This window comes from Corallococcus sp. AB038B, from assembly GCF_003668955.1.
Taxonomy (GTDB): domain Bacteria; phylum Myxococcota; class Myxococcia; order Myxococcales; family Myxococcaceae; genus Corallococcus; species Corallococcus exiguus.
In genome coordinates this window covers 39714-66224 of sequence record NZ_RAWO01000007.1, presented here as the reverse complement: position 1 = coordinate 66224, position 26511 = coordinate 39714, and the positions used below count along the sequence as shown (strand labels likewise).

The 26511-nt window shown below is 70.1% G+C and carries 26 protein-coding genes; 18 read left to right on the top strand and 8 right to left on the bottom strand.

Annotated features, from left to right (window positions below; translation table 11 throughout):
• From D7Y04_RS25670 to D7Y04_RS25660, 3 genes are all read left to right on the top strand, one after another.
• The gene (locus tag D7Y04_RS25670) at positions 1-516 is read left to right on the top strand and encodes an HAD family hydrolase (protein WP_120600269.1); all 516 of its coding nucleotides are present in this window, start codon (positions 1-3) and stop codon (positions 514-516) included.
• Between the two features lie 22 nt (positions 517-538).
• Positions 539-889: a hypothetical protein gene (locus D7Y04_RS25665; protein ID WP_147477193.1), complete on the top strand. Its 351-nt coding sequence runs from the start codon at positions 539-541 to the stop codon at positions 887-889.
• 199 nt (positions 890-1088) lie between these two features.
• Positions 1089-1463, top strand: coding sequence for a hypothetical protein (locus D7Y04_RS25660; protein WP_233601579.1), 375 nt, complete (start codon positions 1089-1091; stop codon positions 1461-1463).
• 4 nt (positions 1464-1467) lie between these two features.
• Here the strand turns inward: D7Y04_RS25660 and D7Y04_RS25655 are convergent, their stop codons facing one another.
• Positions 1468-2301, bottom strand: a complete 834-nt coding sequence (locus D7Y04_RS25655) for an SDR family NAD(P)-dependent oxidoreductase (RefSeq protein ID WP_120598426.1) — start codon at positions 2299-2301, stop codon at positions 1468-1470.
• Positions 2302-2503: 202 nt separating this feature from the next.
• Between D7Y04_RS25655 and D7Y04_RS25650 the strand changes: the two genes are divergently transcribed.
• The 3 genes from D7Y04_RS25650 (at position 2504) to D7Y04_RS25640 (ending at position 4512) form a co-directional block, all read left to right on the top strand.
• Entirely contained in the window at positions 2504-2731 is a 228-nt protein-coding gene (locus D7Y04_RS25650; protein WP_171812029.1) for a hypothetical protein, read from the top strand.
• Entirely contained in the window at positions 2731-3651 is a 921-nt protein-coding gene (locus D7Y04_RS25645) for a tetratricopeptide repeat protein (protein WP_120575569.1), read from the top strand. Before D7Y04_RS25650 ends, D7Y04_RS25645 begins: the two co-directional genes overlap by 1 nt.
• A 111-nt stretch (positions 3652-3762) precedes the next feature.
• Positions 3763-4512 carry an SDR family NAD(P)-dependent oxidoreductase gene (locus D7Y04_RS25640; RefSeq protein WP_120598427.1) on the top strand — a complete coding sequence of 250 codons (750 nt, stop codon included), beginning with the start codon at positions 3763-3765 and terminating at the stop codon, positions 4510-4512.
• A 72-nt stretch (positions 4513-4584) separates the two neighbouring features.
• On the opposite strand, the gene D7Y04_RS25635 is transcribed toward D7Y04_RS25640, so the two are convergent.
• The 5 genes from D7Y04_RS25635 to D7Y04_RS25615 all read right to left on the bottom strand — a co-directional run bounded on the left by D7Y04_RS25635 (position 4585) and on the right by D7Y04_RS25615 (position 9482).
• On the bottom strand, positions 4585-5508 hold the full coding sequence (locus tag D7Y04_RS25635; RefSeq protein WP_121760981.1) for a hypothetical protein: 924 nt from the start codon (positions 5506-5508) through the stop codon (positions 4585-4587).
• A 21-nt stretch (positions 5509-5529) separates the two neighbouring features.
• Positions 5530-6858 carry a magnesium transporter gene (gene mgtE, locus D7Y04_RS25630; RefSeq protein ID WP_120598429.1) on the bottom strand — a complete coding sequence of 443 codons (1329 nt, stop codon included), beginning with the start codon at positions 6856-6858 and terminating at the stop codon, positions 5530-5532.
• A gap of 199 nt (positions 6859-7057) precedes the next feature.
• Complete coding sequence (gene gloA, locus D7Y04_RS25625; protein ID WP_120575573.1) at positions 7058-7444, bottom strand: lactoylglutathione lyase; 387 nt, start codon at positions 7442-7444, stop codon at positions 7058-7060.
• A gap of 38 nt (positions 7445-7482) precedes the next feature.
• Entirely contained in the window at positions 7483-8178 is a 696-nt protein-coding gene (locus D7Y04_RS25620; RefSeq protein ID WP_121760980.1) for an HNH endonuclease, read from the bottom strand.
• The gene (locus tag D7Y04_RS25615) at positions 8175-9482 is read right to left on the bottom strand and encodes an AAA family ATPase (protein ID WP_120598431.1); all 1308 of its coding nucleotides are present in this window, start codon (positions 9480-9482) and stop codon (positions 8175-8177) included. Before D7Y04_RS25615 ends, D7Y04_RS25620 begins: the two co-directional genes overlap by 4 nt.
• A 193-nt stretch (positions 9483-9675) precedes the next feature.
• Between D7Y04_RS25615 and hemL the strand changes: the two genes are divergently transcribed.
• Positions 9676-10971: a glutamate-1-semialdehyde 2,1-aminomutase gene (gene hemL / locus D7Y04_RS25610; RefSeq protein ID WP_121761162.1), complete on the top strand. Its 1296-nt coding sequence runs from the start codon at positions 9676-9678 to the stop codon at positions 10969-10971.
• Complete coding sequence (locus D7Y04_RS45830) at positions 10955-13651, top strand: serine/threonine-protein kinase (protein ID WP_121760979.1); 2697 nt, start codon at positions 10955-10957, stop codon at positions 13649-13651. The genes hemL and D7Y04_RS45830 overlap by 17 nt, the downstream gene beginning before the upstream one ends.
• Positions 13652-13664: 13 nt before the next feature.
• Here D7Y04_RS45830 and D7Y04_RS25600 read toward each other — a convergent pair whose 3' ends face one another.
• A complete protein-coding gene (locus D7Y04_RS25600) occupies positions 13665-16334 on the bottom strand; it encodes an ATP-binding protein (RefSeq protein ID WP_171809141.1) in 2670 nt (889 codons plus the stop codon).
• Positions 16335-16652: 318 nt separating this feature from the next.
• On the opposite strand from D7Y04_RS25600, the gene D7Y04_RS25595 reads away from it, so the two are divergent.
• The 7 genes from D7Y04_RS25595 to D7Y04_RS25565 all read left to right on the top strand — a co-directional run bounded on the left by D7Y04_RS25595 (position 16653) and on the right by D7Y04_RS25565 (position 23852).
• Positions 16653-16931 (top strand): PqqD family protein, encoded by a 279-nt coding sequence (locus tag D7Y04_RS25595; protein ID WP_158627587.1) that lies wholly within the window; start codon positions 16653-16655, stop codon positions 16929-16931.
• Between the two features lie 562 nt (positions 16932-17493).
• A complete protein-coding gene (locus D7Y04_RS25590) occupies positions 17494-18099 on the top strand; it encodes a hypothetical protein (protein WP_121760977.1) in 606 nt (201 codons plus the stop codon).
• The gene (locus D7Y04_RS25585) at positions 18096-19412 is read left to right on the top strand and encodes an MFS transporter (RefSeq protein WP_121760976.1); all 1317 of its coding nucleotides are present in this window, start codon (positions 18096-18098) and stop codon (positions 19410-19412) included. The genes D7Y04_RS25590 and D7Y04_RS25585 overlap by 4 nt, the downstream gene beginning before the upstream one ends.
• Positions 19409-21538, top strand: a complete 2130-nt coding sequence (locus tag D7Y04_RS25580; RefSeq protein ID WP_120599925.1) for a carbohydrate binding family 9 domain-containing protein — start codon at positions 19409-19411, stop codon at positions 21536-21538. The genes D7Y04_RS25585 and D7Y04_RS25580 overlap by 4 nt, the downstream gene beginning before the upstream one ends.
• Positions 21539-21558: 20 nt before the next feature.
• Positions 21559-22401, top strand: coding sequence for a methyltransferase domain-containing protein (locus D7Y04_RS25575; protein ID WP_120599926.1), 843 nt, complete (start codon positions 21559-21561; stop codon positions 22399-22401).
• A 4-nt stretch (positions 22402-22405) separates the two neighbouring features.
• Entirely contained in the window at positions 22406-23236 is an 831-nt protein-coding gene (locus D7Y04_RS25570) for a DUF692 family multinuclear iron-containing protein (RefSeq protein WP_120599927.1), read from the top strand.
• A gap of 1 nt (position 23237) precedes the next feature.
• The gene (locus tag D7Y04_RS25565) at positions 23238-23852 is read left to right on the top strand and encodes a hypothetical protein (RefSeq protein WP_147454861.1); all 615 of its coding nucleotides are present in this window, start codon (positions 23238-23240) and stop codon (positions 23850-23852) included.
• Between the two features lie 15 nt (positions 23853-23867).
• Here D7Y04_RS25565 and D7Y04_RS25560 read toward each other — a convergent pair whose 3' ends face one another.
• Positions 23868-24362, bottom strand: a complete 495-nt coding sequence (locus D7Y04_RS25560; protein ID WP_120599929.1) for a YbhB/YbcL family Raf kinase inhibitor-like protein — start codon at positions 24360-24362, stop codon at positions 23868-23870.
• A 394-nt stretch (positions 24363-24756) separates the two neighbouring features.
• Here D7Y04_RS25560 and D7Y04_RS25555 point away from each other — a divergent pair, with 394 nt between their 5' ends.
• The 3 genes from D7Y04_RS25555 to atpB are packed head-to-tail and all read left to right on the top strand — an operon-like array spanning position 24757 to position 26485.
• On the top strand, positions 24757-25023 hold the full coding sequence (locus D7Y04_RS25555; protein WP_121754501.1) for an AtpZ/AtpI family protein: 267 nt from the start codon (positions 24757-24759) through the stop codon (positions 25021-25023).
• Positions 25020-25433, top strand: coding sequence for a hypothetical protein (locus tag D7Y04_RS25550; RefSeq protein WP_121760975.1), 414 nt, complete (start codon positions 25020-25022; stop codon positions 25431-25433). The genes D7Y04_RS25555 and D7Y04_RS25550 overlap by 4 nt, the downstream gene beginning before the upstream one ends.
• Positions 25433-26485 (top strand): F0F1 ATP synthase subunit A, encoded by a 1053-nt coding sequence (atpB, locus tag D7Y04_RS25545; RefSeq protein ID WP_121760974.1) that lies wholly within the window; start codon positions 25433-25435, stop codon positions 26483-26485. Before D7Y04_RS25550 ends, atpB begins: the two co-directional genes overlap by 1 nt.
• Positions 26486-26511 lie beyond the last annotated feature (26 nt).

Below are 26511 nucleotides of genomic sequence, written 5' to 3'. Positions count from 1 at the left end.
GTGAACCAGGACCTGGAGTCGCTCAAGGCGCGGGTGGCGCGCCTGTCGGTGATGATCTTCGACATCGACGGCACGCTCACCGACGGCCGCATCTTCTGGGTGCCCAACTCCGGCTGGACGCAGATGTACAGCGTGCGCGACGGCATGGGCATCAAGCGCCTGCAGGAGGTGGGCATCGAGGTGGCCGCCATCTCCGGCGGCGACAGCCTCTCCGCGCAGATGCGCATGCAGTCGCTGGGCTTGCGCCACGTGCACTTCGGCAGCCAGGACAAGGTGGCGCACTTCGAGAAGCTGCTCGCCATCCTCAACGTGTCCGCCGAGCACTGCGGCTACATGGGTGACGAGGTCGTGGACCTGCCGCTGCTCAAGGCGGTGGGCTTCTCCGCCACCGTGCCGGAAGCGCCGGATGAGGTGCGCGCCCAGGTGCACTACGTGGCCCAGCGCGCCGCGGGCTTTGGCGCCGCGCGCGAAGTGTGTGAGTTCATCCTGAAGCACCGGACGCGCGTCGCGCCGTGATGTGAAGAAGGGGAAGCACCGCATGAAGTGGGGGATGTTGTTGGGGGTGGGCGTCCTGGGGCTGACGGGTTGCGCGAGCGTCATGGGGCCGAAGGAGCCCGACTCGCCGCCCATCGGGCGTGCCACCGTGAAGTGCATCATCACGAAGAAGGGCCGGGCGGAGCAGTGCCGCGCCATCACGTGGGACCCGACCGTCAGCAACGCGCGTCTGGCGCAGGGCATCCGCGACATCGAGTCGACCCAGTACGGACCCGAAGAGGGAGAACGGTTCGGATGGTACGCGGAGGACCACCCGTACACGTTCGAGCTCAGGTTCAGGGATCCGCCCGTCACGGATGGCGGGGTTGCGGCGTCCACTTCTTCGCAGCTGTAGCGGTATGAAGGGCGCGGTCCTTTCTGCCTCACCGTCAAACCGGTGGGACAGGAAAGATGCCCAAACGTTCGCTCCTGGAAACGCCTACCTCCCCGGCTGGCGTTCGGGTTGTCGCTCCCAGGGCCCGTTCCTACCTTGCGCTGCCTGAAGGCCGGTGGACGGCCCGAGACACCTGGGAGGCGATGTGGGGATGCGGCGGATGTGGCTCGGACTGGCGGTGGCCGTAGGGGTCGCCGTGGCCACCGGATGCGGGCAGTCCCCCGAGGATTCCGAAGCGCGGCTCGCGGCCCTGGAGGCCGAGGGCAAGCAGATGGACCACGCCTTGGACGCGGTCGAGGACCGGCTCCTGGGCAGCCAGGGACGGCTCGCCATGTGGAACGAGCTGGGGCGGCGTCACCAGGAGGTGAGCGCCATCCAATGCAAGGTGGCCGACGCTCACATGGCCGCCATCCTCAAGCACGAGGACAAGCAGAACCAGAAGGCGCGGATGGTGAAGCAGCGCAACTCGATGGCGTCCGTGGACACCACCGTGCTCACGTCCGGCAAGGCGCCCACGCAGCAGCGCAGCAACTGAGGTTCTAGCCGGGGATGCGCGCGGAGCGCTCGCGGATGCGCTTCTCCACCGCGATGACGCCCCGGAGGAACAGCCCGGGCGCCAGCCGCCGCAGACGCCAGAACCAGCGCGCATCCGCCATGGGCAGCACGTGCGGCGCGCCCTGGTCCACTGCCTTGAGCAGCCGCTCGGCGACCCACTCCGCGCCAATCTTGGACTGGTCCACCAGCTTGATGCTCATGCGGCGCGTCTCCGGGTCGGAGTAGGGCGCGGCCGCGGCGGCGATGTTCGTGCGGAAGAACGTGGGGCACGCCACCGTGACGCCCAGTCCCAGCGGCTGCAGCTCCGCGTAGAGCGTCTCCGACAGCGCGACGACCGCGGCCTTGGACGTGTTGTAGGCCGCCAGATTCGGCGCGTACACGAGCCCCGCCGCGGACGCGATGTTGAGCACGTGTCCGGAGCCCTGCTTCTTCAGGCGGGGCACGAACGCGTGGCAGCCGTGGATGACGCCCCACAGGTTCACGTCCAGCACGCGCTTCCATTCCGCCAGGGGCAGGGTGCCCACCGCGCCTCCGGTGGCGACGCCCGCGTTGTTCACCACCAGGTCCACGCCGCCAAACGCTTCGTCCGTGGCGCGCGCCAGCGCCTCCACCGCGTCCGGGTCCGTCACGTCACACGGGTGCACGCGCGCCTCGCCGCCCAGCTCCGTGACGCGGCGGGCGGTCTCCTCCGCGCTGGCCGCGTTCATGTCCGACACCATGACCCGCGCCTGACGGGCCGCCAGCGCTTCACACAGCGCACGGCCCAGGCCGCTGCCGGCGCCCGTCACCACCGCGCGAGGACGAGAGGGAAGGCTCATGGTTTTCGGACTCCTGGGGCGAGAAGGGGACGTCGTGACGCGACAGGGCTAGCACGGCGGGCGAAACGCTGGCCATGCATGGGTGCTCGCTTTCTCGGGGAACTCCTGCTTCCGGACGGGCGGGCAGGCGGGCGCACGGTTCGTGACCCGGGGTCGGAAGTTGGCTAGAACCACAGCCGTGCAACGCGCCTTGGTGGCAGCAATGGCAGTCGTGGCGGCGGCGCTCCTGGGATGCAATGACCTGGAGAACTGCGGCTCGACGGCGGTGGACATCACCCGGACCGACGGGGGCCTCTACCGTTGTGTGACGTCGGAGGACTGCCCCAGGACGTCGCGCGTCTCCGTGTGCGTGACGGACGTCTCCTCGGAGCGCGAGTGCGTGCGCTGCGACGAGACGCGCTGCGTGCGCGTCATCCCGGAGTCCTGCTGATGACGCGCGCGCTGTCGCGGTGGGCATGTGTCCTGGCGGTGGGGGCGCTCGCCGTCACGGGTTGCCGCGACAAGCCGGTGGACCACATGCAGCGCGCCCGCGACGCCATCTTCGAGAAGCGTCCGGACGAAGCGCTGGTGGAGTACCGCAAGGCCTACGAGATGCTGCTGCGCGACGAGACCCCGGAGGCGCTGGTGATGCGCGCCCGGGCGCTCAAGGGCGCGGCCGACGTGTACTGGCTGGAGCAGCGCAAGGTGAAGGAGGCGGTGAGCGTCTACCGCCAGCTCATCCAGCAGTGCCCGGAGGCGCCGGAGTCGCTGGAGGCGCGCATCATCCTGGCGGAGCTGCTGCGGGTGCACTACCGCGACCTGCGCGGCTCCATTGATCAGCTCACCGCCGCGCTGCACCGCAACCCGCCGCAGGGCGCGGAGCTGCAGTACCAGGTGGCCAAGACGTACTTCGAGCTCCAGGACTATCCGCAGTGCGAGCTGGAGGCGAAGAAGCTGCCGGACCGCTTCGCCACCAGTCCCTACGTGGACGACGCGCTCTTCCTCCAGGCGCAGGCCCTGGCCATGGTGGACGGCAAGCGCCAGGAAGCGCTGAAGACGTACGCGGACCTGCGCACGCGCTTCCCGGACTCGGAGCTGGCGCCGCACGCCCTCTTCGAGATGGGCAAGCTGCGCGCGGACGCGGGCGACAACGAGAAGGCCATCGAGACCTGGGTGGAGTGCTTGAAGACGCACCCCGACCCGTCGCTGGTGCAGGACGCCATCACCCGGGCACGCCGCCGCCTGGCCAACCTCACGGTGGAGGGGATTGGCAAGAAGGAGGTGGCGTTCGACCGCAGCAAGCAGGCGCGCACCTCCGTGGAAGCCATGGGCGGCAGCGCCGAAGAGGCCGCCCGCGACCGCGGCGACTGACGTGGTTCCTCCGGGCGCATTCGCGTGCGCCCGTTCCTCCCGCGTGCCATGTAACGGCCGGGCCGTGCCCTGATGGGGCGCAACGGCCCTTCTCGCGTGGGAGGCATTCACATGATCGTGCTGGTGACAGGGGCCACGGCGGGCATCGGGCAGGCCATCGCGCGCCGCTTCGTGAAGGAGGGCGCGCGGGTCATCGCCGCCGGACGGCGCAGCGACCGGCTGGACGCGCTCAAGGCGGAGCTGGGCGAACGGCTGCTGCCGGTGACGCTGGACGTGACGGACAAGGCGGCGGTGAAGGCGGCGTTCGCCTCGCTGCCGGCGGACTTCGCGCAGGTGGACGTGCTGGTGAACAACGCGGGGCTCGCGCTGGGGCTGGAGCCCGCGCAGGCGGCGCGGCTGGAGGACTGGGACGTGGTGGTGGACACCAACGTGAAGGGCCTCCTGTACTGCACGCGTGAGGCGCTCGCGGGCATGGTGGCGCGCGACCGGGGGCACGTCATCAACATCGGCTCCATCGCGGGCGAGTTCCCGTACCCCGGAGGCAACGTGTACGGCGCGACGAAGGCGTTCGTGCATCAGTTCACGCTCAACCTGCGCGCGGACCTGCACGGCACCGCGGTGCGCGTCACGGACATCCAGCCGGGGTTGCTGGGCGGCACGGAGTTCTCCAACGTGCGCTTCCGCGGCGACGAGGCGAAGGCCGCCGCGCTCTACGACAAGACCCAGCCGCTCACGCCCGAGGACGTCGCGGACACGGCGTACTGGGTGGCCACGCGCCCGGCACACGTGAACATCAACGTCATCTCCATGATGCCGGTGGCGCAGGCTTTCGGGCCGCTGCTGGTGAAGCGCGGCGGCTGAACAAGCGAAGGCGCCACGATGTCGGCGTGAGGCTCAAGGCCTCGCCGCGACGCTGGCGGCGCGCCAGGCGCTTCAGCCCGGCACGGGCAACGCGGCTTCCAGGAGCGGCGCGGGCACCGACGGGTCGTCCGCGTCCGCCACCAGCAGCACGTGGACGCGGCCACCCTCCACGCGCGCGTCCACGCCCTCCAGCTTCACGGGTACGTCCACCGCGTCCAGGTACACGGGCGTGCCGTCCGGCGCGAGCACCCCCACCGCCGAACCCTTCACAGGCCCATCCGCCACGCGGTCGCGAGACGCCTCCGCCGTGGCGGTGAACACCACGCGCCCGTCCGGCAGCGGCGACGCGTCCGTGAAGGACAGCCGCACGCCGTTGGCTTCACCCAGCTCCCACCGGCGCACGGTGCGCACGGCCTCCGGCCCCATCACGCCCACGTCCAGGCTGGCCAGCACGCGGTCCAGGTCCAGGTCCACCAGCGCGTCCACGCCGCCCTCGCCGTTGCCCCGGTTGAGCAGTCGCAGCCGCTTGCCCGCCACCGCCGCGCCCTCCACGTTGAGCGCCACCAGCTCGCGCTCCAACTGCACGTAGAGCGACGTGCAGTCCACCGTGCGCGGCTCACCCGCGAGCGTCCCGTCCGCGTTCAAGGGCAGCACCGACGCCCGGCGCCGCGCGGGCGTGGACCCCGAGGGCAGGGCCAACAGCGCCCCGTGCGTGAAGGACGCGGAGGGGCCCAGCCTGCACAGCGCCTCCAGGTCCGGCTTCGCCGCCTTGCGCTCCGCGTGTCCTGCCGGAAGCTCTCCGGGAAAGAGGCGCACGGTGTGGCCCGGCGCATCTCCGGCCGCGGGGAACACCGCGAGGTGGAGCGCGTCGTCCGCGACGACGTAGAGCCAGTCCCCCGCGCGCACCAGGCCACTGGCGGCGGAGACGTGCGTGGGACGGCCTGGGGCTTCGGGCGCCGCGAGGGTGAGCGTGCGCCGACGGATGGTGGGAATCATGGGGGCCGGGATCGTCGCCGACTACAGCAGGGTGCCGCTCAGGAAGAGGCTCGCGGCCGTGAAGTAGATGACGAGTCCGGACACGTCCACCAGCGTGGCCACGAAGGGCGCGGACGCGCTCGCGGGGTCGAAGCCCACGCGCCGGAGGATGAACGGCAGCATGGAACCGGACAGCGTGCCGAAGATGACCACGCCCACCAGGGAGACGCCCACCGTCATGCCAATGAGGAACGCGTGGTCGCCGTAGCTGTGGAACAGGGCCTGCCACGCAATCACGCGCAGGAAGCCCACGATTCCCAGGATCGCGCCCAGCGCCAGGCCCGTGCTGAGTTCGCGCCGGGCCACGCGCCACCAGTCCTTCAGCCGCATCTCCGACAGCGCCAGCGACCGGATGATGAGCGTGGTGGCCTGGCTGCCGGAGTTGCCTCCGGAGCTGATGATGAGCGGGATGAAGAGGCTCAGCACGACGGCGCGAGCAATCTCATGCTCGAAGTAGCCCATGGCGGTGGCGGTGAGCATCTCCCCCAGGAAGAGCACCATCAGCCAGCCGGCGCGCTTCTTGAGCATGGCCAGGAAGCCCACGTCGAAGTAGGGCGCGTCCAGGGCCTCCATACCGCCGACCTTCTGGATGTCCTCCGTGGCCTCTTCCTGGACCACGTCCACGATGTCGTCCACCGTGACGATGCCCTTCATGCGCCGCTGCTCGTCCACCACGGGCATGGCCATGAAGCTGTGCTCGGAGAAGGTGCGGCTCACCGCCTCCTGGTCCGTGTTCTCCGCCACGGTGATGACGTCGCGAATCATCACGTCCGCCACGCGCTTGTCCGGCGCGGCCTGGAAGAGCTGGCGCAGGGACAGCACGCCCTGGAGCCGCTGCTCGGCGTCCAGCACGTACGCGTAGTAGACGGTCTCCACCTTCTCGCGCGCCTGCTTGCGCAGATACCCGATGGCCTCGTCGATGCTCATGTCCGGGCGCACGCGGGCGAAGCGCGGGTTCATCAGACCGCCGGCGTCGTCCTCCGAGTACGCCAGGAGGACGTTCACCTCGCGGCGGCTGGCGTCGTCCAGCTGCGACAGGATGGCGTCCACCTGCTCCGGCTCCACGGCCTGGACCAGGTCGGCCAGGTCGTCCGGGGGGAGCAGGCGGACCCAGGTGCGGCGCTCGCCCTGGGGGAGGCTGAGGATGAGCTCGGATTGCTCGCGCGCGGTGAGGCCCAGGAAGAAGTCGTCCGCCACCGCCGCGGGCAGCAGGCGGAACCCCTCCAGGCGCTCGTCCATGGAGAGCACGGCCCACGCCTCGTGAAGCTCGTCGGGGGACAGCGCGTTCTGGCTCTGGGGACTCTCCACCATGACGACGGCCTCGAAAGAAGGGGGGGAGGGTGCGCGCCTCGCTGCATCGCGCGCGGGCCTCTCTACACCCCCGCAGGGGGCGCGGCGAGCGGAAGGCGCGAAACATCGCGCTTAAATCGCGTCCGCCTGCCTGCCCATGCCGCCCGTGTCCACGGGTTCACGGGAGGGCGCCCCGGTTGTTGGGGGCGCCACGGATGGGTCAGGCCTTCTGCTGGATGAGCTCCACCTTGTAGCCGTCCGGGTCCTCCACGAAGGCGATGACGGTGGTGCCGTGTTTCATGGGGCCGGGCTCACGGACGACCTTGCCGCCGGCCTGCCGGATGGCGTTGGCGGTGGCGTGGATGTCGCTGACGCCCAGGGCGATGTGGCCGTAGGCGGAGCCCAGCTCGTACTTCGCCGTGTCCCAGTTGTGGGTGAGCTCCAGGGCGGGGTGGGTGTCCTCCGGGCCGTAACCGACGAAGGCGAGGGTGAACCGGCCGTCCGGGTAGTCCTGGCGGCGCAGGAGCTTCATGCCGATGACACGGGTGTAGAAGTCGAGCGACTTCTCCAGGTCGCCGACCCGGAGCATGGTGTGGAGGATGCGCATGCGGTCGCTATAACCGCGCCAGCGTGTAGGTGCGCAGGCTAAAGCGCGCCGCCCGCGCGGGGGACGGGCCGGGTGGCCGCATCGAAGCAGGCCCGGGCGGTGCCGGTGAACGCGGCGATGAGCCGCTGGCGCATGTCCGCGTCCGCCGCGAAGACAGTCATCCAGATGGACCAATGGCCCAGCGCCGTGGCCTGCCGGATGACCAGCCTCCGCATGTGGGGCGTGTCCGAGGCAGCGAGGCAGTCCCGGGCTTCTTCCGCTCGTGCCCACGCCTCCCTGCGATGCTGCCAGCGGCGGTCGCTGGCCCTGGGGTGGTGGGGCGGCAGCTTGTCGAGCCCCGTGAGCTGAAGCGTCCGCTCCGCGCGCCTCCGCTCCTGGGGATTCAGGCTGGGCGCCGCGGTCACGACCCCGTCCGCGGCGTGGACGAAGGCCCGGGCCGTGTTGTCGCGGTCCGGCCAGTAGTAGCTCCCCAGGCGGATGCGTTTGGCGCTCTTGGTGCTGTTGCAGTTCACGCAGGCGAGCAGGAAGTTGTGCCACTCCCGCGAGAGCCCGGGGTGATGCTCCTGGGGAAGCATGTGCTCCACGGCGAGGCTGGCGTTCATCCTGCCTTCGCAGAACGAGCAGTACTCACCCATCCGCTCGATGAGGGCGCCGCGCGCCTCCGGGTAGTCGGAGAAGGTCCGGCGCACGCCCTCGTTGTCGACGGGCCAGTCCCCCCGCTCCACGGGCCTCACGATTCGTCTCCAGGGAGCCCGGCTTTGCCTCGCTGCATCTCCAGGAAGGCGTGATAGGCGACATCGTCGCTGAAGGGCGCGGAGAGCTCGTCGAGCTCCTGCTTGAGGCGCTGGAGCTCCTTGCCCTTGGAGCCCTTCGCCTGCTCCAGCGCCGCGTAGTACTTCCGCGCCGCCTCCATCATCACCTGATGGCGATGGCTGCGCTGGGGAAGGTCCACGCCCATCACCTCCTGCGCGATGTCCTCGATGCTCCGGCTGGGGAGCGTCTCGCGGGATTGATCATCCAGGTTGATGAGCTCGTTCTCGCGCAGCGACTGGATGATGAAGGGCGAGTGGGTCGTGGCCACGAACTGCATCTGGGGGAAGACCTTGCGCAGGTCGTCCACCACTTCGCGTTGCCAGTTGGGGTGCAGGTGCAGGTCCAGCTCGTCGATGAGGACGATGCCCGGCGTCTGGGAGGGCGCCTGCTCACGCAGGTGCGGATTGAGGGTGGCGGTGCGGTAGGCGATGTTGCCCACCATGGCCAGCATGCTCCGGGCGCCGTCGCTCAGCATGTCGAAGGGCAGCTGGGCGCCGTCCTTCTTGCTCGCGACCAGCATGCCCAGCCGCAGGTCGTAGCGGACGTCCGTCCAGTCCCGCATGCACTCGCGAAGCGCGTGCTTCACCGCGCCCAGCGTGCCGAGCGCGCGCCCCTCCTGGAGCTGGATCAACTCCATGGTCTTGAACCAGGAGACGAAGTCCTTGTGATTGGAGGAGGGGTCGAGGCACCCGTGATAGCCCCTGAACCGCGAGCGGGGCTTGAGGACCCTGGCTCCATCCGACGCCGTGGACTGACGGGCCCGGCGTTGCAGCCAGAGGCGTCCCGTGCCGTAGTAGGCGATGAGCGGCAGGACGACGTCCTTGCCCTTGCGCACCTGCGACCGCCAGGACAGCGTCCGCTTGGACAGGTCGGATGTCTGTCCATGGGTGGTGTGCTTGTTGGGGCCTTCGAGCGTCCGCGCCCACTCCAGGATCTTCCCCTCGATGAGGCCTTTGCAGCGCACCTCCACGGGATAGAGGGCCTCCAGCGTGGGGACCTCGCCACTGGTGTGCATCACGCGCCGCACGTCATCGCGATGGATGCCGGGCGGGGTGGCGCCCTCCATTCCCAGGAAGATGGCGCCCGCCGCGATGGAGAGCGCGTCGAGGATGGCCGTCTTCCCCGTGCCGTTGTCGCCGATGAGCACGTTGAACGAGGGCGAGAACTCGAAGGCTCGCGACGCGAATCCACGGAAGTTCTTGACCTCGATGCGCTCGATTCTCATCGGTGCTTTCGTCGGGACCTGTGGGACATCGTGTCCGCCAGTATCTTCCAGGTCCCTGGCGACGCACGTGAATTCCCTACGTTGCGAGCGCGCCCCGGTCAGCCAGGCAGGCGTCCGCTCTGGGGTGAAAAGGCGACATCGGCGGGCCACTCGGGGCAGGGACGCGCGTCCGGCGCGTGCTATGCCCACCAGCATGAAACACGCTCAAAGCCAGGCCCTCTTCGCCCGTGCGCAGGCGCGCATCCCGGGTGGCGTGAACTCTCCGGTGCGTGCCTTCCGTGGCGTGGGAGGCGACCCCGTCTTCTTCAAGGAGGGCTCCGGCGCGTGGCTCACCGACGTGGACGGCAACCGCTACGTGGACCTGGTGGGCAGCTGGGGCCCGCTCATCCTGGGCCACGCGTACCCGCCCATCGTGGAGGCCATCCTGGAGGCCGCCCGGCGCGGCACCACGTTCGGCGCGCCTGTCGCCGCGGAGGTGGAGTTCGCGGAGCTGCTCTGCGCCACGGTGCCTTCGGTGGAGAAGGTGCGCCTGGTGTCCAGCGGCACGGAGGCCACGGTGGCCGCCGTCCGCGTGGCGCGTGGCTTCACCGGCCGCGACTACATCCTCAAGTTCGAAGGCTGCTTCCACGGCGCGGGTGACCCGTTCCTCGTGAAGGCGGGCAGCGGCGTGGAGACGCTGGGCCTGCCGGATTCGCCGGGCGTGCCGTCCGCGCTGGCGTCGCTCACGCTCACCGCGCCCTTCAACGACCTGGATGCCGTGGAGCGCATCTTCAACGAGAAGGGCAAGGACATCGCCTGCGCCATCATCGAGCCGGTGGTGGGCAACATGGGCGTGCTGGTGCCGCGCCCCGGCTTCCTCGAAGGGTTGCAGAAGCTCTGCCAGAAGCACGGCGTGCTCTTCGTGCTGGATGAGGTGATGACGGGCTTCCGGCTCGCTCGCGGCGGCGCGCAGGAGCTGTACGGGCTCAAGCCGGACCTGACCACCCTGGCGAAGGTGGTGGGCGGCGGCATGCCGCTGGGCGCGTACGGCGGCCGGCGCGACATCATGTCGAAGGTGGCGCCGGAGGGGCCCGTGTACCAGTCCGGCACGCTGTCCGGGAACCCGGTGGCGGTGGCGGCGGGCCTGGCGTGCGTGAAGGCGCTGGCGGCGCCGGGGACGTATCAGAGGCTGGAGCAGCTGGGCCTGTTGTTGGAGGAGGGCTTCCGCGCGGAGGCGAAGGCGGCGGGCGTGCCGGTGACGGTGAACCGCGTGGGCAGCATGCTCACGGTGTTCTTCACGGCGGAGCCGGTGTTCGACTACGCGTCCGCGAAGAAGGCGGACACGGCGAAGTTCGGGCGCTTCTTCCACGCGATGCTTCAGGAAGGTGTGTACCTGCCGCCCAGTCAGTTCGAGGCGGCGTTCGTGTCGCTGGCCATCGGCGAGCCGGAGGTGGCGCACGTGCTCGCCGCGGCTCGCAAGGCGTTCCGCGCGCTTGGCGACGCCCGTTGAACCAGAGGCCCTGACCGGGCCCGTGCGCTTCGGTCCCTATACCCTCGTGCGCCGCATTGGCGCCGGGGGGATGGGGGAGGTCTTCCTCGCGCGCGAGGAGGGCGTGGGGCGCGCGGTCGTGGTGAAGAAGGTGCTGCCGGGGCTGGTGGACAGCCGGCAGTTCGTGGGCCGCTTCCGCGACGAGGCCCGCGTGGTGGTGCGGTTGGCGCACCCGAACATCGCGCGCGTGTACGCGATGGGCGAGGTGGACGGGCAGCTGTACCTCGCCATGGAGTACGTGCTGGGCAAGACGCTCAGCCGGCTCGCGTACCGCCTGCGGCAACGTCAGCGGATGATGCCCCTGGGCCCGCTGCTCCAGATGGGCATCCGGCTGTGCGAGGGCCTGGCGTACGCGCACGACGCGACGGATGAGGAGGGGCACCCGCTGCACCTGGTGCACCGCGACCTGTCCCCCGCGAACGTGTGCGTGAGCTACGCGGGCGAGGTGAAGATCATCGACTTCGGCGCGGCGCAGTCCACGCTGAAGGAGCAGCAGACGGCGCCGCGCGTGGTGATTGGCAACCTCACGTACATGGCGCCGGAGCAGGCCCGCAAGCGCACGGTGGACCGGCGCGCGGACCTGTACGCGGTGGGCGTGGTGCTGTGGGAGTTGTTCTCGTGGAAGCCGCTGTCGCAGCGGGGCGACCCGTTGGAGCGCTGGCGGCGCGCGGCCTATCCGCAGTGGGAGCCGGCGGGGCGCTACCGGCCGGACCTGCCGCGTGCGGTGGACGCGTTCCTGGCACGCGCGCTGGCATCCGAGCCGAACGACCGCTTCCCCACGGCGACGGCCATGGCGGAGGCGCTGGGCGCGCTGAAGGAGAAGCTGGCGCCCAACGTGACGGATCAGGACCTGGTGCGGCTGATGTCGGCGGCCTTCCCGCGCGAGAAGGTCATCGAGCAGCAGATGTTGGACGACCTGCTGCGCGAGCAGCCTGAGCGCGCGAACACGCGTCAGGAGTTCCCGTCCGTGCTCGCGCCCCCCGGGGCCATGGACGCGGCGGAGGCGCTCCGCGCGCAGGAGGACATCGCGACGGAGGCGCTGGACGCGGCGAAGTTGCGGCGGGCGGAGGGCACCCGCGCGGGCGAGGAGCCCGAAGCGCCAGGCGCCGCGATGCCGCCGGAGAGCACGCGAGCGGGCCCGGAGACCGGAGCGCGTAACGCCGCGAAGCCGCCACCGTCGGAGTACGCCAGCGTGGGGCAGGAGACCGAGGCCCTGGACGCGGCGAAGGTGGAGCAGGCGCTGCGTGCGGCGGCGGAGGCGAAGAGGCTCCAGGACGAGTCCGGCGACGCGGCGGAGCTGCCGCGCAAGGCGCCTCCGGCGCGGCTGCACAATCTGGAAATCACCATGGATGCCTGGCTGCCAGGCATCGGCGCCGCGGAGCCCACCACGCCAGGACTCCCTCCCCAGACCCCGGAGGTGGGCAAGGCCCCGCCGGCACCGGCGACAGCCTCCGCTCCCGAGGGCACGGGGCCCGCGTCCGGAGCGGCTCGCGCGCAGTGGACGCCCGGGCCGGGCGAGGACGAGGCCACCCCCCAGGAGGTTCCCGGCCCGCTGGAATCCCGTGGGGGCCCGGGCTCCGAGGACACTACCGACCCGGGGGAGCGCACCCCCGCGGGCAGGCAGGCTCCGGCGGAAGAACCGTCCCGGCCGGATTGGAATCCGGGCCCGGACGCGAAAGACTCCGTTACACACCTTCGAGCGTCTCACAGTGAGGGGCCCCCCCCGGCCCCGGAGGACTCACCGATGCAGAACCGCCCCTCGCGCCCGGGCTGGACTCCTGGCGCAGGCAGTGAGGACTCCACCACCAACGAGCGGCCCGCGCGCAAGAGCGCCACGGGGCTGCCCGCCGCCGGCAAGGGTGGCTGGACCCCGGGCTCCGGCGAGGACGACGCCACCGAGGGCGCCGGTTCCTCGCCCATGGCTGCGCGCCCCAGCACGGACGACGCGGAAGAAGAGAGCACCGACGTCGAAAAGCCCGGCCGCCCCAAGGCGAACGCGGCGCCGCGCGCCCCTGCCTCCCAGCCTCGTCCCCAGACCTCCGTGGGCCCCGCGCCGCAGTCGCGTCCCGCCACCTCCGTGGGTGCCGCTCCCCAGGCGCGTCCCGCCGAGGCGTTCCCGGACGCCACCCGCCCCATGTCCCAGGACGAGCTGCCGGTGCCCTGGTCGCCGCAGGGCGCGGGCGAAGCCACCGAGGCCCTGGAGGCCGCGAAGATCTTCGGAGCCCTGTCCCAGACGACGGGCAACATGCCGGCCTACCTGGACGAGAAGGCGACCCCCTACGTCCCGCCCAAGGAAGTCCCTCGCCGGCAGGCCCCCGTCGTGAATGAGCGGCCCCACGAGACGCGCCCCATGCAGGTGCGGACCAAGACGCGCGAAACGCTCGTGGGCTACGACATGGACATCTCCGAGGCGCTCCGGCAAGCGGAGCTGAAGCGCCGCGAAGCCGAGCTCGCCGCCGAGAAGCGCAACAACAAGAAGAAGAAGCCCGTGAAGTCCAAGGGCGGCAACCCGCTCCAGGGCCTGTGGCCCATCCCGCCCCAGTACCGCTTCTGGGCCATGCTCGTGGTGGTGGCCCTGGCGTGCGGCCTGGGCTTCGGCGTGATGTGGCTCTTCCTGGGCGGCGGCGAAGGCGGCACCTGAGCGCGCCTTTTCGTCAGGCGCCCGTCAGGGGCAGGTTCGGCGCCACCGGCGGCTCCAGCGGCAGGAAGAGGCGGAAGATGGTGCCCTTGCCCGTCTCCGGCGCGTCCAGCGACACCTGGCCCACGTGTGAGTCGATGATGCGCTTCACCACGGCGAGCCCCAGCCCGGTGCCCTGGGCCTTGGTGGTGAAGAAGGGCTCGAAGACGCGCGCGCGCAGCTCCGCCGGGATGCCCGGCCCCGTGTCGCTGATCTCCACCTGCACGCCGGCCCGGTCCGTCCACGCCTTGCGCGCCATCACGCGCAGCGTGCCGCCCTGGGGCATCATGGCCTGCACGGCGTTGAGCGCCACGTTGAGGAAGCACTGGCGGATGAGCCGCTCGTCCACCGTCACCGTCGGCACGTCCTCCTCCATCACCCACTCCACCCGCACCTGAGACGGCGAGGTGCCGCCCACATCGGCGAGCGCGCTGCCCACCGCCTCCTCCAGCAGCTGCGTCACCGACACCGGATACAGGTGCGGCGACGGAGGCCGCGCGAACGTGAGCAGGTCCGCGACGATGCGGTTGAGCCGGTCCGCCTCCTCCCCCACGATGTCCACCAGCGGGATGGCCGGATTCTCCGGACCGATGATGCGGCGGATGGTGGCCACCGAATTGAAGATGGCACCCAGGGGGTTGCGCACCTCGTGGGCCACCACCGCGGACAGCTCGCCCAGCGCGACCAGCCGCTCGCGGTTCACCAGCTGCTCCTGCGCGCGCGCCAGCTCCGCGTAGCTCTGCTTCAGGTCCTCCACCAGCCGCGCGCCCTCCAGCGCCAGCGACAGCTGGTTGGCGATGGCGTCCGCGCGCTCCAGCTCCGCGGGCGTGAAGCGGCGGGGCCGGCGCGTCTCCACCATCACCGCCACGCCCACCATCTGGTCGTGCACGGCGAGCGGCAGCACCATGTACGACTGGGCCTCCGCGGCGCGGCGCAGCTCGTCGTCCGCCCGCACCTCCAGCCGCGCGTCCTCCACGCGGAGCGGCTGGCGCGTGCGGAACACCTGGCCCGCGAGCGAATTCACCGACGGGTCCAGCGACACGTGGCGCCCCACCAGCTCCGGGTGGCTGCCCGTCGCCGCGCGGATGGCGAGCTGGTTCCCCTTGGCATCCGGCAGGAGCACGTACGCGTCCGGCACGTCCACGATGCGCGCCAGACTGGTGACGCCCGTGGCCAGCAGCCGGTCCAGCTCCAGCGTGGCCGCCAGCGCCTTGCCCACCTCGTGCATCAGCGCCAGGTCCTCCGCCCGGCCGCGCACCTCGTCCAGCAGCCGGTGGGACTCGATGGCCGCCGCGAAGTGCGTGCCCATGGCCTGGAGTGTCTCCACCTCCAGCGCGGTGAGCCGGCGGCGCGCGTGGAACAGCACGCTCAACGTGCCCACGCCGCGCGAGCGCACCCGCAGCGGCACCGACACCAGCGTCTGGAACGCCAGCGCCCGGAGCGCGTCGCGCGTGGGCGCGGGACACGTCTCCGCGTCCAGCACCTGCACCGCGTCCGGCATCCCACCCGGACGGGGAAGCGACCCCAGCCGCGCACGGCGCACGCGCGCCACCGCGTCCTCGGACAGGCCGCGCGCGTACACGAGCTCCAGGGACTCGCCCGACTCGTGCCGCGTGTCCGCGGGCAGGAGCAGGCACACGGCGTCGGAGCCCAGCAGGCCGGAAATCTCCTCCGTGCCGGAGCCGAAGAAGGCGCGCGGGTGGGGGGCGGACGCGGCCTGCGACGCCAGCCGTCCCAACGCGGTGAGCGCCGTCGCGCGCACGCTCAGCCGCTGGATGGTGCGCGCCGCGTCCAGCGCGGAGGACACCTGCTGGCCGAACAGCCGCACCGCGGCCACGTCCTCCTCGCTCAGCCAGTCGGAGGCGAGCACCAGCATGGCCGTGGGCGCGTTCTCCACGTCGATGCGCACGCCCACCGCCCGGTGCGTCTCCACGCGCCGGAACACCGCCAGCACCGCGTCCATGCGCGCTTCGGACACGAACCGGGACGCCTCCACGCCCAGGTCCTCCATCCACGCATCGCCCTCGCGCCAGGTGCGCACCAGCGCGGGCGCCCAGCCGCCAGGGGCCTCCACCCGCACGCGGCCTCCCAGCGACGGCGCGTGCGGCACCATCCGGGGGGACAGTCCCGCCACGGACAGCTCCACGCCCACGCCCCGGGGCGTCAGCCACGCGAAGCCCAGCTCCAGCGCCTCCAGCCCCCGGAACACCTCCTCGCGCACCGCGTCCTCGGAGTGCAGCGCGCGCACCGCGCTGCCCAGCTCCGCCAGCCGCCGCAGCACCGTGCGGCGCCGGACGCGGGACGTCACATCGCGCACCTGCACCACCCAATCCCTGGCATGCGGATGCACCGTCAGCTCCACGCGCAGCCCTTCGTTGCCCACGGCCAGCCACGCCTCGTAGGTGCCCGCCACGGGCGACGAACCCAGCCGCCGCGCGAGCCGATCCGCTGGGTCCTCCAACGGTCCCGGCTCCCACAGGAGCGCCGTCACGGGCTTGCCCGACAGCTGCTCGCGCTCCACGCCCATCAGGCGGGAAAGGGCCGCGTTTGAATGGATGAGCAGGCCGTCCCGAAGCACGAACATGCCCAGGGGCATGTCGTCGAAGAGGCGGTACTCCGCCCCTGGCTCCTCGGAAACCGTCCCCACCCGACGGTTCGTGCGCTCTGTGCTCCTCACCCCCCTACCTTCGCACCCCTGGCCCCCCGCGGTGAAGCCACCCCCGCCCGTCAATCGCCCACCACCGCACAACAGCCGGTCCCCGCTCTGGACCGACGCGGCGCTTCAGGACCCGGCACGTTCGCAAACCCTCTCATGAACCCCCAACCCGAATCCTTGCATGTATTGACAGGCTTTATTGGAGCATTTAGAAACATGGAATTGTAACAGCGCGGCTTGAACCGGATTCCGACGCCTTCCTGCTTCCGTCAGGAATCCCCGGGGGCCGCGCCTTCGGAGGGGGATGTCTTGAATCTGCCCCGCGCGACTTCCGGCGTCATCGTCCAGCAGCAGGACGAAGCCTTCTTCCTCCTGGACACAGAGGGAGGGGAGGTCTTCCGGGTGAACGAGACCGCCGCCCGCATCTTCGAGCTGTGCCAGGGCGACACGTCCCTGGAGGGGGCGGTGGCGACGCTGGCGCTCCGGCTGGGCGCCGCGGGCCAGGAGGAGGCCATCCGCGCCGACGTCCAGCGCACCGTGACGCAGTTCCAGGAGCTGGGGCTGTGCGAGCCCTCGCGTCCCGTCTGACTTTCGCCGTCCGCTGAATGGCTTTCTTTCCCTCGTGAGAGGGACAGGCCGGGCCATGTCCTGGCCCTTGGGAATCCCGTGTGCCCGGGTCGCCCCGGGTGCGCGTGATGCCAGACGTGAGACGTCTTTTCACGGCTGGAATGAAGCACCGGAGTGTTGGCAGGCAATGTCAGACCCCCTGTCCACACTCCGCCATGTTTCACCGCAGTGAACGCAGCAATCCATCCAGGAGAATCACCATGTACATCCAGTCCGAGATCGTCCGCGTGTCCGCCGCCACCGACAAGTGCACCTGCTCCAACGGCATGGTCATCGCCTCGACCACCGTGAGCGCGGAGTAGTCGCGCCCGTCGGTTCCCAAGTCCCAAACATCAATCCCAGGAGAACCACCATGTACATCCAGTCCGAGATCGTCCGCGTTTCCGCGTCGTCCGACAAGTGCACCTGCTCCAACGGCATGAGCGTGATCGTCGTCGCGGAGTAACGCGTTTCATGGCCGGGGGGAGGGCTTCGGTCCTCCTCCCGGCTGTGTCTTTCCTCTCACGCGCCGACACGCCCGCCCATGCTGCCCGCATCCACGCAGGTATTGCTCTTCACCCAGGCGGACGTCGGCGGACACGCGCTCTTTCGCGTCGTGCCCGTGGAGGTGTCCGTGCGCCCCGGCCAGGGACGGCTGTGGACGGACGTGTCGCGGGGCAATGCCTTCACCGCCGCGTGGCAGGACCATGCGCGCCACCTGTCGGCGGTGGGCCGCGCGCGCTACGCGCTGCCGTGGGATGAGACGGACCTGCACGTCTCGCCGCGCGGCCGGAACGTGACGCTGGATGGCAGGAGCGCGTCGCTGCCGCTGTTCGTCGCGTGGGTGTCACTGCTCGCGGGCCTGCCGCTGCCGTCGCCCTTCCTGGGCACGGGCGTGGCGCTGGAGGCGCATGGGGAAAAGCTCGCGCCCGCGCCGCGCGAGTTCCTCCAGGGAAAGCTGGGCGTGGCGCAGTCCTACGTGAAGCAGGTGTTTCCGGGGGCAGCCCGGGTGGCGGTGTTCGTGCCGGAGGGCAGCGGGTTCGACGCGGCGCCCCTGACGGCGCTGGACGTGCGGCCGGTGCCCACGCTCACGAAGGCGGTGGAGGCGGTGCTGGGGCTGAAGCCTCGTGCGGAAGGGGTGGGGGGATGATCCGCCAGGGCGTGGGTGCCATCCGGGAGATGTATGGGCTGACGCGGGGGCTGGGAAATCTGAGGGTGATGCTGGGCTCGGGGCTCCTGGGCATGGCGGCCTCTGGCCTGCTCAACCCGGTGATGCCGTTGTACCTGCGCTCGCGCGGGCTGGGCTTCCAGGAGATTGGCGCGCTCTACACGGTGGGGGCGCTGCTGCCCATCTTCGTGCAGCCGGTGCTGGGAGCGCTGTCGGACCGCCATGGGCGCAAGCCCTTCGTGGTGGGCCTGTCGCTCGTCACGTCGCTGATGGTGCCGGCGGTGGCGCTGGTGGACGACCCGCAGCCGCTCGCCGCCGTGATGATCCTCAAGATGCTGCTGTCGCGCAGCGCGGCGCCGGTGTCCAACGCGATGGTGGCGGACTTCGCTCCCGCCAGGCAGCGCGCCACCCTGTTCGCGCTGCTGGATGCCACGTCGAACCTGGTGTTCGTCGCGGCGCTGTTCGCGTCCTCCGCCGTCATCCGCGCGCTGTCGGTGGCGGGCACCTTCTTCCTGGCGGGAGGCCTGTTCCTCGCGGGCAGCCTGCTGCTGCTGGGGCTGGACGAACCGGCGCGGCCCCCGCGCGCGGAGGCAGTGCGCGGTGGGGCGGGCGCTGCGTGGGGCCTGGTGTTCCGGGGGCTCCTGTCGCCGTTCACCTACGTGAAGGACCGGCCGGGCGCGGCGGCGCTGTTCCTCTGGCAGTTCTTCTTCACCTTCGCGCTGGCGCTGTTCCCCACGTACCTGCCGCTGTACGCGGTGGAGCTGGGCGCGCCCCGGGAGGCCGTGGGTCCGCTGGTGGCGGCGTCGTGGCTGACGTACGCGTTCGCGCAGCCTTTCGGAGGACGGCTGTCGGACCGGCTGTCCCGGCGCGTGGGCATGATCGTGCCGGGCCTCGCGGGCATGGCGGTGATGGCCGCGGTGCTGGGGGCCGCGGGATGGCTGCCCAACGGCGCCGCGTTGATGACGCTGGTGGGGGCCTGGGTGCTGCTGGCCATCCCAGACGGCCTGCACCGCTCCTCCGCGTCCGCGCTGGTGGTGGAGCAGTCCCCGGCGCCCTCCGAGCGCGGCCGGTTCATGGGCGCGCTGGGCGCCTGCGGCGCGCTGGCCTCCGTGCTCGCGCCCGTCACCTACGGCTTCGTCGCGCAGGCAGCCGGCATTGGCTGCACGTTCCTCATTTCGTCGGTGTCCCTCGTGCTGGCGCTCGGCTGTGTGTCGCGCGTGCGCGAGGCGTCTTCACACGCCACTCCTGAACCGGCCCCCGTGGCCGCCCTCACCCCCACCTCGGAGCCTGGATGAGTCCCCTTCGCCACGTGTGTCGTTGGGGCACCGCGCTGTTGGCCGCGCTGGTGCCCACGCTGGGACACGCTGATTCGCCGTACAAGGTCACCGCGACGCGGACGCAGGCCGTCATCACTATCGACGGCAAGGGGGACGAGCCCGCGTGGCAGGAGGCCCCCGAAATCGCGGGCTGGTACCTCACGCGCGTCAACTACGGCAAGCCCGCGCCGGACGACACCAAGGTCCGCATCCTCTACGACCAGGACAACCTGTACTTCCTCTTCCACTGCATCGACTCCAAGCCGGAGCGCATCACCGGCTACACGGTGCAGAACGAGGGGTTCCTCCACCAGGAGGACAACATCACCATCATCCTGGACACGTTCCTGGACCACCGGAACGCGTACTACTTCTGGACCAACCCGCTGGGCGTGCGCACCGACGGGCGCATCGTGGATGACGGCGAGGCCTTCTCCACCAACTGGCGCGGGGAGTGGGAGACGAAGTCCACCATCGTGAAGGACGGGTGGATTTCGGAGGTGCGCATCCCGTTCGCCAACTTCCAGTTCGAGGCCAAGGACGAGATGTCCTTCGGCATGCTCCTGGACCGCGAACAGTCGCGCAACCAGGAGTGGAGCAACTGGACGCCGGACGGCGTCAACAGCGCGAAGGTGAGCCGCTACCCGCACCTGGAGGGGCTCAAGGGCATCAAGCCGCGCTCCATCTTCAGCATCACCCCTTACGTGGCCACCACGGTGGCGCTCAAGACCACGGACGACCGGGGCACCTTCCGTCCCAACATTGGCGCGGACGCGCGCATCGACCCGACGCCCTGGCTGTCCGTGAAGCTCACCGCCAACCCGGACTTCAGCGACGCTGAAGCCGACCAGAGCTTCCTCCTCCTGGACACGGACATGCCGCTCTTGCCTGAGCGCCGCGCGTTCTTCACGGAGAGCGAGCACCTCTTCATCGCGCCCATCAACGTCTTCACCTCGCGCCGCATCGCGCTGCGGCCGCATGACCGGGTGTGGGGCGGCCTGCAGCTCACCGGCAAGCTGGGGGGCTTGAGCTTCTCCATGATGGACGTGCAGCACCGCGACCTCACCGGCCGGGACGGCAGTGGCCGCGAGGTCTTCGAGAACGTCAACTCCGGCGTGCTGCGGTTGCAGCAGGACATCGGCAAGCGGTCGATGATCTCCCTGGTGGCAATCAACCGCAGCGGGCGGGGCGGGCTGTTCGGGGACTCGGACTTCCAGACGGTGGGTGTGGACGGCAACTTCCACCTCTTCGAGGAGTTCTTCATCCAGGCGCAGGCGCTGAAGAGCTGGAGCCCGCTGGGCAACGAGGACTCGGACGCGTACCACGTGGGCCTGCACCGCTTCGACACGCTGTCGGAGTTCTGGTTGCAGTTCGAGGACATCGGGAAGAACTACGCGAACCCGCTGGGCTGGACGCCGGTGGTGGACAAGCAGGGCTACAACTCGCGCCTGTTCCTGAACCCGTTCCCCGGGTGGCGCTTCCTGCCCCGGCTGGACGTGACGTGGGACTCGCTGTGGCGCCGAAACCACGAGCACGAGCGCACGCGCTGGCGCAACCGCCTCAACGTGCAGCCCTACCTGCACCACGACTTCGCGCTCTACCTGGAGGGCATCTACGACGACAACCTGGGCTTCCGGGACCGGCTGGGCACGTTTGGCTTCACCCTGTTCCCGCACGACTGGCAGAGCTACACGCTGACGGCCGTCGCCGGCCGCTTCCTGGGCGGGGAGATCCGCGGCTTCAACGGCGCGGTGAACATGAAGGTGGGGCCGCACATCGTCGCGCGCTTCAGCGGCTTCTACACGCGCAACTTCAACGTGCCGACGAACAGCGACCTCTACGGCACGTCCGGGGACGGCTACAGCTTCTCCGGCTACGCGCAGCTGCGCTACCACTTCAGCCCGGACCTCTACGCGCGCCTGACGCTGCAGAAGGGCGGCGTGTACGAGCTGGCGGACTACAACTCCGTGAAGGGCACGTTCCTGGACGCGATGGTGGGGTGGCACTACCGCCAGTGGAGCGACATCTTCCTCGTCTACACGGATCAGCCCTTCGGAGGCTCCCAGGAGCGGCGGATCCTCTCGAAAATCTCCTTCAACTACTGACCTGTCCAAGGGCCATTCGCATGACCTCCGCCGACCCGCAGAGCCTCAAGCGCCGCTACGACGAGGTGTCCCCGAAGTACGACCAGGGAGCGCCGGACGCCACGGCCATCAAGCTGTTCTGGCTGACGTACGAGCACCTCACCTGGAAGCCGGTGGAGGCGCTGCTGCCGAAGGACGGCACGACCTGGCGCGTGCTGGACGCGGGCGGCGGTGGCGGCAAGTTCGGCACGCGCTTCGCGGAAGCCGGGCATCACGTCACCGTGCTGGACATCTCTCCGGGCATGCTGGACGGCGCCAGGGCCCAGTTCACCGCGAAGGGCCTGCTGGACCGCGTGTCTTTCGTGGAGGGGAACGTCGCGGCGCTGGAGCTGCCGGACGCGGCCTTCGACCTGGTCTTCTGCGAAGGCGACCCGGTGTCGTACTGCCTGGACGCGTACCCGCGCGCGGTGAAGGAGTTGGTGCGCGTGGCGAAGCCGGGCGCGCCGGTGGTGCTGGGCGTGGACAATCGTTACGAGGCCTTCTCCGGCTACCTGAAGATGGGCAAGCCGCAGGATGCCTTCCGCACGCTCCACGACGGCCGCACGACGTGCCCGTATGGCTTGCCGGTGCACGCCTTCACGGTGCGCGAGCTGGAGCGCACGGTGGCGGACGCGGGCGCGGAGCTGCTGGAGATTTTCGGCAAGCCGGTGATGTTCTTCGACATGCTCAAGGCGATGGCGGCCGCGCAGGGCGGCACCGCGGAGAAGCCGTGGGACGCGTGGGCCGCGCGCGAGGAGATACTGGCGTTGCAGGAGAAGCTGGCGCACGAGGGCTTCGCCGTCCTGGGACAGCACTTCCAGGTGATGGCGCGGCGCAAGGCCTGAAGCCATGGGCCTTCCCTTCCTGGGCGTGGGGCTCAGCTACCGCTGGGACCTCAATCCGCACCTGGCGCGTGGCAACCCCGGCGTGGACTGGCTGGAGGTGACGCCCGAGCACTTCCTGCCGCTCACGCCGGACTCGGAGCGGCGGCTGGAGTTGCTCGCGAAGCGCTATCCCATTGTGGGCCACAGCCTGGAGCTGTCGGTGGGTTCGGACGGCGTGGACGCGCCTGGCTACCGGGACGGATTGAAGCGCATCCGCCAACTCACCCGGAGCGTCTGGCACGGAGACCACCTGTGCTTCACGCGCGTGGGGAACCTGCCGCTGCGCGCGCTGACGCCGGTGCCGCTGACGGAGGAGGCGGTGGCCACGTGCGTGCGCAACGTGAAGGCGGCGCGGGCGGACCTGGACGTGCCCTTCGTGGTGGAGAACATCGCGTATCTCTTCCACACGCCGCTCAACACGTTGGATGAAGCGGAGTTCCTTCGCCGCGTGGTGGAGGGCGCGGACTGCGGACTGCTGTTGGATTTGCACAACCTCTATTGCAACGCGGTCAACCACGGGTTCGACCCGTATGCCTTCCTGGACCGGCTGCCTTTGGAGCGCGTGGTGCAGGTGCACCTGGCGGGCGGCGTCACGATGGAGGGGTTGAGATTGGACAGCCATTCCGCGCCGTCGCCGGAGGAGGTGTGGCGCTTGTTGGAATACGTGGCGCCACGCAGCCCGGTGCGCGGCGTGAACTTCGAGATGGACAGCGGCTTTCCTCCCTTCGCGCAGTTGGTGGAGGAACTGGCCCGCGCGCGCGCCATCCTCCAGCGCTGCGGCGCGAGCGCGGCTTGAGATGAGCTACCCACGAACGTTGGAAGTCCTGGCGCGGCTGCACGTGGATCCCCGCTTCCGCGAAGCGTGGCGCCTCGATGCCCTCAAAGCCCTGGCCCCGCTGGACCTGACGCCGTTGGAAGCGGAGGCGCTCCAGCGGGTGGATCCGGTGGTGGTGGATCGCGCTGGCCGGATGATGGACTTCCACCGCACCGAGCGCGTGCGCGAACAGCTCGCCTGGGTGGACGAAGCGAAGCGGCCGGAGCTGGGCCCGCTGCGAGCGCGCTTCCTCCAGGACGTGCTGCCTGAAGTGCTCAATCGCGAGGAGGCCATCGCGTACTGCCGTTTCCTGGAGGCGGGCGAGCACGCCCCGCACGCGAAGCTCCTCCAGCGGCTGCCCGCCTACGTGCCACAGCTGGCGCGGTGCGAACGGCTGCGCCTGTCGCTCGCGTGGGGTCTTGCTCCCATGCCCGCGTCAGGCCCGTTCGTGGAGTCTTTCGACTACCCGGTGCTCACGCTGCTCGCCGCGCTGGACGCGCCGGGCTGGCCCCTGGTGGAGCCGAAGCCCACGCGCGTGGAGTACCTCAAGGTGCCCCACCTGCCCGCCGTGATGACGCGCGAGCTGCCATCACCTTGAGGTGCTCCGTGCACCTCAGTGCTTGCGGTGGTGCGTCTTCTCGTAGGTGCCCATGAGCTGGGTCTCTCCCACGATGTGGCCCTCCATCGCCTTGAGCAGCTGCGTGCGGTTGGGCTGGTTCAGGTCCGGCAGCACCGTGTCCAGGGCGTACAGCTTGAAGAAGTACCGGTGGCTGCCGATGGGCGGCATGGGGCCGCCGTAGTCCTGCCGGTTGAAGTCGTTGCGCCCCAGCTTCACCCCGTCCGGCAGCACGTCCAGGGTCGCCCCGTCCGGGATGCTCTGGGCGTTGATCGGGAGGTTATAAAGGACCCAGTGGCAGAAGGTGCGCTGGGGGTTCGCCGGGTCCGGTGCGTCCGGGTCCTCCACGATGAGCGCCAAGCTCTTGGCCCCGGCGGGGAGGTTCTCCCAGTGCAGGGGAGGCGCCTTGTCGTCGCCCTCGCCGGTGTAGGCGATGGGGATGGGCGTCCCGTCCTTGAACTTCGGCGAGGTGAGCTCGAGCGGCTTCGGCATGCGTGACTCCTTGGGCATGAACGGCCAACGTGACCCCTGCCAAGCTGGCGATGACGGAGTCCCGGTGCTGAGAGACGGAGGGCGCTCCGCCCGGCCGCCCGTCACCTCCCCCATGCTCCGGCGACCCCTGCCGCCGCTGATCCACCAGGCGCCCCCCGGGCCGCCTGCTCCTTTGAGCCCCTCCTATAGAGGAGAAACCAGCCCCATGGCCCCGGCGCCGTGGTAGCTGCGCTTGCGGGTGCCGCAACCGCTGCTGGCGGTGGGGTGCCCCGCGCCCCCGTACCGGTTGCACGCGCCGCTCATTCGGTGCTAAGCGGCGCCCGCGCGTGTATGGGCGGGGTCGGGGTTGGTGAAGGAAACCCAAGACTTTCCCGGGGTTTGGTGAGGCGTCCGCATGGCAGACCAGGAGCCTCGGAAGCAGGCGGACGCGCCGGGCAGTGAGCTGGGCGAGACGGCCCGGCAGATGCGGGCGGCGGAGCCGTACATCTCCGCGGTCTGGAAGCTGGTGGGCGGGGCGGTGGTGGGGGTCCTGGGAGGGTACTTCCTGGACAAGTGGCTGGGGACGTCGCCCTGGCTGCTCCTGGGCTTGAGCCTGGTGGGGATTGGCGTGGGGTTCTACAGCTTCCTCCATGCGATGACGCGGCTGGGGAAGCGCAAGTGACGGGGACGGGCGGACAGCCGAAGCGGGACCCGTTCTGGACGCACGCGGGGCTGGCGGCGGCGGTGATGGGCGTGGGCACGGTGGTGGCGGCGGTGCTGCCGAAGGTGACGGAGGACCGGGTCGCCGCGCTGCTGGGCGTGGGAATCGCGGCGATGACGGGCGTGCTGGCGCTGGTGCTGAAGCGGCGCGCTTCGTTGCAGGCGGATTTGAAGGCGGCGTTGAAGGTGGTCGGTGTGGTCTTCGCCCTCAGGGGCGTGGGCGTGGGGATTGGGCTGGCGTGGGTGGTGTCCCGGAATTTGAGCGCGATCGCGTTCGTGGGCGGCTTCTTCGGCGTCTACTTCGCGCTGCAGTGGATTGAAGTCAGCTACGTGATGGCCGCGTCGAAAGACACGGCGGGCGGAGACGAGTGATGCGCAAGGCAATGGTGCTGTTCGCCTGTCTGTTCGCGGGCGTCGTATGGGCCTCTGACCAGGCCGGCGAGCACGGCTACGCGAACGAGGACAAGGACGCCGAGGGCGAGGACGTCGCCGCCTACATCCTCCACCACGTGTCCGACTCGAACGAGTACGAGTTCGAGATTCCCCTCAGCCACAACCACATCCCCATCCACCTGCCGCAGATCCTCATCCCGCTGAAGGATGGCGCCTGCACGCCGGTGGCGGATCCGCACGGCGGCGGTCACGGCGAGGTCTACCCGGGCCTGGGCGTCGGCTGCCTGGACCTCTCCATCACCAAGCACACGGTGATGATGTGGCTGGCGGCGCTGCTGCTCATCGGCTCCATCCTCATCTGGAGCAACCGCGACAAGACGAAGCTGGTGCCGCGCGGCGCCGGGGCGAACCTCTTCGAGATGCTGGTCCTCTTCGTGCGCGACGAGCTGGCCATCAAGAACATCGGCAAGGAGGAGGGCCCCCGCTACGTGCCCTACCTGCTCACCGCGTTCTTCTTCATCCTCTTCATGAACCTGCTGGGCCTGTTCCCCTGGATGGCGACCGCCACGGGCAACATCGCCGTCACCTGCGGCCTGGCGCTGTGCACCTTCTTCGTCACGCAGGCGGCGGGCATCCGCGCGGCGGGCATCGGTGGCTACCTCAAGCACCTGACGGGCGGCGTGGCTCCCTGGCTGTGGCCCATCATGATTCCGGTGGAGTTCCTGGGCCTGTTCACCAAGCCCTTCGCGCTCACCATCCGTCTGTTCGCCAACATGCTGGCGGGCCACATCGTCATCTTCTTCCTGCTGGGCCTCATCTTCATGCTCCGCAACCCCGCGGTGGCGCTGGTGAGCGTGCCGTTCGCCTTCGGCATCTACCTGCTGGAGCTGTTCGTGGCCTTCGTGCAGGCGTACGTGTTCACCATGCTGTCGGCGCTGTTCATCGGGATGAGCGTGGCCATGGGCCACCACCACGATGACCACCACGAGGGTGGCAAGAGCCACGACCACGGCAAGGCGCACCACGCCTGAGCCGGACAAGTTGACGGGGCGCACGT